The 6,535-nt window shown below is 44.4% G+C and carries 8 protein-coding genes; 4 read left to right on the top strand and 4 right to left on the bottom strand.

What is annotated here, in order from left to right:
• Nucleotides 1–777 (top strand): PPK2 family polyphosphate kinase (locus A3763_RS08785; protein ID WP_156495021.1); only part of this gene is annotated, 777 nt, incomplete at its 5' end.
• An 11-nt stretch (nt 778–788) separates the two neighbouring features.
• Here the strand turns inward: A3763_RS08785 and A3763_RS08790 are convergent.
• Together A3763_RS08790 and A3763_RS08795 are read right to left on the bottom strand one after the other, a co-directional pair.
• Nucleotides 789–1,106: a DUF1244 domain-containing protein gene (locus A3763_RS08790; protein ID WP_231872145.1), complete on the bottom strand. Its 318-nt coding sequence runs from the start codon at nt 1,104–1,106 to the stop codon at nt 789–791.
• A gap of 108 nt (nt 1,107–1,214) precedes the next feature.
• Nucleotides 1,215–3,155, bottom strand: a complete 1,941-nt coding sequence (locus tag A3763_RS08795; protein WP_068552964.1) for a bifunctional diguanylate cyclase/phosphodiesterase — start codon at nt 3,153–3,155, stop codon at nt 1,215–1,217.
• A gap of 252 nt (nt 3,156–3,407) precedes the next feature.
• Here A3763_RS08795 and radC point away from each other — a divergent pair, with 252 nt between their 5' ends.
• Entirely contained in the window at nt 3,408–4,082 is a 675-nt protein-coding gene (radC, locus tag A3763_RS08800) for a DNA repair protein RadC (protein ID WP_068552965.1), read from the top strand.
• Nucleotides 4,083–4,085: 3 nt separating this feature from the next.
• Here radC and A3763_RS08805 read toward each other — a convergent pair whose 3' ends face one another.
• The gene (locus A3763_RS08805; RefSeq protein ID WP_068510853.1) at nt 4,086–5,048 is read right to left on the bottom strand and encodes an ROK family protein; all 963 of its coding nucleotides are present in this window, start codon (nt 5,046–5,048) and stop codon (nt 4,086–4,088) included.
• Between the two features lie 231 nt (nt 5,049–5,279).
• Here A3763_RS08805 and rpmB point away from each other — a divergent pair, with 231 nt between their 5' ends.
• Nucleotides 5,280–5,516, top strand: coding sequence for a 50S ribosomal protein L28 (gene rpmB, locus A3763_RS08810; RefSeq protein WP_068510857.1), 237 nt, complete (start codon nt 5,280–5,282; stop codon nt 5,514–5,516).
• Between the two features lie 11 nt (nt 5,517–5,527).
• A complete protein-coding gene (rpmG, locus tag A3763_RS08815; protein WP_068510851.1) occupies nt 5,528–5,683 on the top strand; it encodes a 50S ribosomal protein L33 in 156 nt (51 codons plus the stop codon).
• Between the two features lie 106 nt (nt 5,684–5,789).
• On the opposite strand, the gene A3763_RS08820 is transcribed toward rpmG, so the two are convergent.
• Nucleotides 5,790–6,535 (bottom strand): endonuclease/exonuclease/phosphatase family protein (locus A3763_RS08820; RefSeq protein WP_068759986.1); only part of this gene is annotated, 746 nt, incomplete at its 5' end.

Raw genomic sequence — 6,535 nt, forward strand, 5'->3', positions numbered from 1 at the left:
CTCTCTAAGGTGAATTTTGATCAAGCTCTCATTGAATCAAAAAGCCAATACACAAAAGCACTTAAAAGCTGCCAGGAGCGCCTTCTCCAAATCCAACAAGCCTATTATCGACAAGGCAAACGAGCAATTATCGTGTTTGAAGGTTGGGACGCCTCAGGTAAAGGTGGGGTAATTAGGCGAATTAGCGAAAAGCTCGACCCCCGCGGTTTTAGGGTCTATCCGATATCAGCGCCTCACCCCGATGAGCAAGGCCGACACTACCTGTATCGCTTTCAAACCCGTCTTCCCAAGCCAGGCACCTTAGCCATTTTTGACCGTTCTTATTACGGCCGGGTGCTTGTCGAGCGAGTAGAAGGCTTTGCACCAGAAACAGCTTGGCAGAGAGCTTATCAAGAAATAAATGAATTTGAGCGAATGTTGACTGATGACGGCGTGCACCTGATCAAGTTCTTTTTACATATCACGCCCGAAGAACAACTTAAGCGTTTTGAACTACGTTTAAACACACCAGAAAAGCAATGGAAGCTAACAGAAGAAGACATCCGAAATAGGCTAAAATGGGACGATTACACACACGCAAGCAACGATATGTTCCGTTTCACTAGTACCGAAGCATCACCCTGGAACGTAGTACCCGCTAATCATAAGTGGAGCATGCGAGTTGCTGTCATGCAGAAGCTGAATGATCAGCTTGTGAAAGGTGTTGATATCACACCACCCGCTCTCGACCCAAAGCTGGTCAAAGCTGCCAAGAAGCATTTGGGTCTAGAAATTTAGGCAGGAGTGATTTACTTCTGCTTCGCTTCAAAAGCTTCGAGCTGCTGAGGCGTTGCCTTCAATTGATGCTTCTCTTTCCATTCAGAATAAGGCATACCATAAACGGCTTTACGCGCCTGATCATAGTCAATTTCAACACTTTGCTCTTCGCCAGCGGCCATGTACCATTTTGCTAAGCAGTTACGACAGAAGTCAGCCAGAATCATTAGGTCGATATTTTGCACTTCTTTGTGGTCGTCAAAGTGTTTTAGCAGTCGACGAAAAGCGGCCGCTTCGATCTCGGTACGTTGTTGATCGCTCATATTTTCAAATGCGGTATTTACAGACATATTATCCCTTAATATTGTTTAATTAGTGCGCCAAGGCTATCGGTTTTTTTGTAGATAGTATCAGAAGCACGCTTATTTTTTCTGAAATGTGCGCCACAAATACTGGGCTCACTGAGACTTTACTTCAGACTCTAAGTAGTCGAGCAAAAATTCTTGCTCTAGAGGTTTGGAAAAGTAATAACCCTGCAGTTTTTCCACGCCTAACTCAACGAGTTTACGACACTGAGCCTCAGTTTCCACCCCCTCAGCCACAACATCAAACTTGAGCAAGCGCGCGGCATGCGTAACAGCTGTCACAATAGCAAAACCACTCGTATCCAACTTCGTGATAAATGATCGATCAATTTTTACCGTATTTACCGCTAAATCCTGCATAGCGGATAATGAAGAGTATCCTGTTCCAAAGTCATCAATCGAAACTTTGATACCACGTGACTGTATAGCCGAAATGGTCTCCATCATCTTTTCAGTATCTTTGGCAAATACTGATTCTGTAATTTCCAAGTAGATGAGCGAAGGGTCAATACCACTTTCTTGTACAGCTTCATCAACTATGCTCAAGAAGTCAGAATCCTCTAATTGAATCACTGAAACATTAATACAAACTGAAACCCGCCTCAGACTTTGCCACGCAAGCGCAACTTTACACGACTCTTTAAGAACCCATACGCCTATTCGATGTATTGAACCGTACTGTTCAGCAATTTTGATGAACTCATCAGGAGGGATGCTCTTACCTTCAAAATCCCATCTCAATAAAGCTTCAAATGCGATGTTCTTACTATTATTTGTTGATACGATCGGTTGAAAAACAAGACGCATCTGATCCTTATCAATCGCATCATTTAATCCTTTTTTCAGTTCAAGCTCATATTGGTGTTTAGCTTCCATTTCTGGTGTGAACACACAAACTTTTGAGGGTTTTGTTTTTTTCTGGTGATACATTGCCGTATCAGCAAACTGAATCAACCTGCTTTCAGAGCGCTCATGCTCGGGATATAAGCTAATCCCAACCGTCGCGCTAACCGGCAATATCCCCTCATTTGATTGATGTTCATGAGATAAAATTTCAATTATCTCGTAGGCCTGTGAGATGGCTTTTTCACTACTACAATCTTCAATGGCAATCAGGAACTCATCACCGCCCCAACGGCATAACAAACTTTCATTGGCAACTTTTTCACGAAGCCGTCGAGCACTTTCTTCTAAAATTTGATCCCCTACCTTATGCCCATAGGTATCGTTTACTTTCTTAAAACCGTCAAGGTCTATAAATAATAAACTCAGGGTGCTCCTTTTCTCATCACTTGCCTGCAAACTCGCTTTAAGGTTCTTCAGAAAAGAGTTCCTATTGTGCAAATGGGTTAGTGAGTCTAAATTAGAAAGCTCATAAATTTTCTGCGTTCTCTGCTCTACTTTTTGTTCCATACGATTTACTAACAAGGCATTTTCATTCTTTAAAGCAATCGCATCTCGAGCAAAGTTTGCTGACTTAGCTGAAATGATGAGCATCACGAGACTATAGCTAAGCCCTAACACACCAATATTCTGATCGGTCGCGTCGTTACTGAGTAAGAACACCACCGACACAGGACACAACAAGGCAAAGGTATAAAACATGGACGTAAGTTTATGAGCAGCCAACACAATAGCCGACCCACCGGCCATCCCTGAAATCACAATTATAATCGTTACCTTCTCAACCAAGGGACTATAACTCACAGCATAAGCGGCATAGCTAGACCACATTAAGGCCGTTAGATTGACCCCATAAATAAAGCGTCTGACTGACCTTTTGCCGTCGTAGTGAGTCTTCGATAAATGCTTCTTCCAGGATACCCAGTCAATCAGCCTAACAAGCAGTAAACTCATCATCCCTAACCACCAGGTAATTTTAAACTCTTGCAGAACAGGATTATCGTAAAAATAAACTAAAAAGCTGGAAGCAATAATCGATATTAATATGCCAGAAAAGGCATTCCCATAAAGAAGCTCAGCAGCATCACGTTGATCATCATATGAAAGTAAGTCTTGAGTACTGCGCTGCACATGTCACCTAAACTAAGTTATTTCAAGATTGATAAGAATTCTTAAGCGCCCGGACTACACAAAATTATGGCGCACGTAGACTACCATGCTGTAGGCGCACAAAATTGCTCATTTCGTGAACAATTGCAACAAATTCGCCCATCACACAAAAGCCATCATATCTAGCTTGCCTTTCGGAATTTATAATGCGGTAATTGTAGTACATGATTACCATATACCTAAAATAAGACCTTCAACTAAAAGGATTTAGTGATGTCGATAAAAGACTGGCCCGAGGATGAGCGGCCTAGAGAAAAACTCCTCAAATTTGGTTCACAAAGTCTGAGCGATGCCGAGTTACTTGCCATATTTTTACGCGTCGGCACGCGCGGGCAAAGCGCTATTGAACTGGCGCGCGCCTTAATCCGGCACTTTGGCTCGTTACGACAGCTAATTGGTGCAAGCCAAAAGCAGTTCTGCGCTCATCCCGGCATGGGCCCAGCCAAGTACACTCAATTACAAGCTACGCTGGAAATGAGCAAGCGATGCTTTCATCATGAAATTCAGGAAAGCGATGCGCTTACCAGCCCTGAAGCAACTCGCAACTTCTTACGCAGTGCGATTATCCACAAGAAGCAAGAAGTATTCGGCTGCCTGTTTTTAAACAACCAGCACCAAGTATTGAAGTTCGAAGAACTATTTCAGGGAACAATAGATTCTGCCTCGGTTTACCCACGCGAGGTCGTCGGCAAAGTGATTGAAAACAATGCCGCTGCCGTTATCTTTTGTCACAACCACCCTTCCGGTTCAGCAAAACCGAGCCAAGCCGATATTGAGCTTACCCGACGTTTAGTTAAAGCTTTGGAGTTGATTGACGTACGCGTGCTCGATCATATGATTGTCGCGGGTTCTCTTGTCGTGAGCATGGCTGAGCTGGGGCTGCTATAAACATTAGCCAAAGCCTTTCAAGCCACCTTGGCCTTCACCAAGATAGGCAGCACCATAGACACCCGCCGAATCCCCGAGCTTTGCGCAAACGATCGGGGTTTTGGCGTGTTCGGTAAATACATGCGCTGCCATCCGCTCATTTATATCTGAATAGATCTCGATAATATTGGACATGCCACCGCCCAAAATAATGATCTGCGGGTCAAGTATATTAACCACCTGAGCAAGCGAAGCAGCCAGCTGGTTCAAGTAGCTTTGCCAAATATCTGCCGCCTTGGCATCTTTGGCTCTCATAGCCGAAATAATTTCTTCAGAGCTAAGTACCTGAGCGTACCTAAGATGATAGCTCATGGCTAAACCTGGCCCCGACAAGTAGGTTTCAATACAGTCTTTGCGACCACAATAGCAAAGCCTGCCTCTCTCTGGCTCGGGTAATTTATCCAACTCAAGAGCTGGCAGACAGTTATGTCCCCACTCCCCGGCAATGCTATGTAAGCCAGCTAACACTTTTCCGTTGACGACAAGGCCCGAACCAACACCCGTCCCAAGAATCACGCCAAAGCTAATCTCTGGCACTTGTGCGCCGAACCCTTCTTTGCCACTTCCTGCAAGTGTTTCAGCTAAGGCAAAGCAGTTTGCATCATTTTCCAGATAGACCTCACAAGCGAGTAGGCGCTTAAGATCCTCAAGCAAGGGTTTACCATTCAGTACCACGGAATTGCAGTTCTTCATTACTCTCGGCCCCGTCACGGAGTCTGTCAGTGCACCGGGCGCACCAATGCCAATTGCTTCACCCTGGCTCAAACCACAGACCTGTTTCGCCTCACCAACTAGACTCGCAATTGCCTGTAAGGTTTGCCCATAATCATTTTTTGGTGTTGCAACTCGTTGCCGCCAGAGAACTTTTTGACCGTCCAAGACAACAGCCTCTATTTTCGTACCACCGAGATCCACACCAAGTTTCATAAATCCCCTTCTATCAACCATCCACACCCAAATATGAGCGTCATTTTGTACCTGATAAAGCCGATACCACGTTACAAGTTTATACACATTTTTGAAAATATTTTTTGCGATTAAAAATGCTTTCTGGTATAAAGGCGGGCTCTTTAGTGAGGACTCCAAAAAAGGGTCCGATATTTGAATTTTTTTGAACGTGCTTTCAAGGGACGTTTCGAAGTTGGAGGCAAGGTTACAATGTCTAGAGTATGTCAGGTTACAGGCAAGCGCCCAGTAGCAGGAAACAACGTTTCACACGCAAAAAACCGCACACGTCGTCGTTTTTTGCCTAATTTACAATCTCACCGTTTTTGGGTTGAGGGCGAGAAGCGTTTTGTTAAGCTTCGTGTATCTACCAAAGGTATGCGTATTATCGATAAAAAAGGCATCGAGACAGTTCTTAGTGAACTACGTGCTCGCGGCGAGAAAGTTTAGGAGATTGAGCAATGCGTGATAAAATCCGTTTAGTTTCAAGCGCTGGTACTGGTCATTTCTACACGACTGACAAGAACAAGCGTAACATGCCAGAAAAGATGGAAATCAAAAAGTATGACCCAGTTGTGCGTAAGCACGTGGTCTACAAAGAAGCTAAAATCAAGTAAGATTTTCTACCTTTCGAGGTAGGCAGCTTATTGCTTCCATTGAAAAGCCCGACTTTATTGTCGGGTTTTTTGTGCCTGTCTATGTCTATATTTTCAAAGTTTCAAGCTAATAGCCTTTGGGTAGTTTTACCTCTAATTCGATGGGTAAATGGTCAGATACCGGAAACGTTACCACGCCCGCCCTCTTAACCAATAGGCTACGACTCACCAGAATATGATCTAAGGCCTTTTCAGGGCGCCAGCTAGGAAATGAATGAGATACGCCCGGCAAAGTCACCAAGCCGGCTCCTTTTAGCGGAGAGTCATGCAGTATTTTCTCGGCATGGGTATTCATGTCGCCCATCAACACCACATGGTTATAGTCATCAACCAAATCCCGAACAAAACGTAGCTGCTGTTTTTGGGCACTATCGCTGAGCGACAAGTGCATAATCACCAATACGATCGGATCTTCCTCTTTTCCGTACTCGGCAACAATCACGCCTCGGCCAGGTATTAAGCCAGGCAAGCGATGCTCTTCAACCTTGATTGGCCGGAAACGACTTAACAAGCCATTACTATGCTTTGCTACAGGACCAAAATTTCTATTTAACTGCTGATACCAAAACGGCAAACCTGCATTACTCGCAAGGTATTCGACCTGATTAATAAATCCGCTGCGCAAGCTACCGCCATCGACCTCCTGCAAAGCCACCATATCGTACTGACTAATCAGCTCAGCAATTTTATCCAGATTGTCTTGCCGCTTTTTGTGAGGCAAAACGTGCTGCCAACTACGTGTCAGATAGTGACGGTAGGAAGAGGTGGAAATACCCACTTGAATATTGAAGGTTAATAGTCGAATCGTTTTGT

The sequence above is a fragment of the Oleiphilus sp. HI0128 genome, from assembly GCF_001635365.1.

Coding starts and splice junctions, on each gene's coding strand:
- radC (WP_068552965.1), top strand. CDS start 3,408: ATGTCGATAAAAGACTGGCCCGAGGATGAGCGGCCTAGAGAAAAACTC.
- rpmG (WP_068510851.1), top strand. CDS start 5,528: ATGCGTGATAAAATCCGTTTAGTTTCAAGCGCTGGTACTGGTCATTTC.
- A3763_RS08790 (WP_231872145.1), bottom strand. CDS start 1,106: ATGTCTGTAAATACCGCATTTGAAAATATGAGCGATCAACAACGTACC.
- rpmB (WP_068510857.1), top strand. CDS start 5,280: ATGTCTAGAGTATGTCAGGTTACAGGCAAGCGCCCAGTAGCAGGAAAC.
- A3763_RS08805 (WP_068510853.1), bottom strand. CDS start 5,048: ATGAAACTTGGTGTGGATCTCGGTGGTACGAAAATAGAGGCTGTTGTC.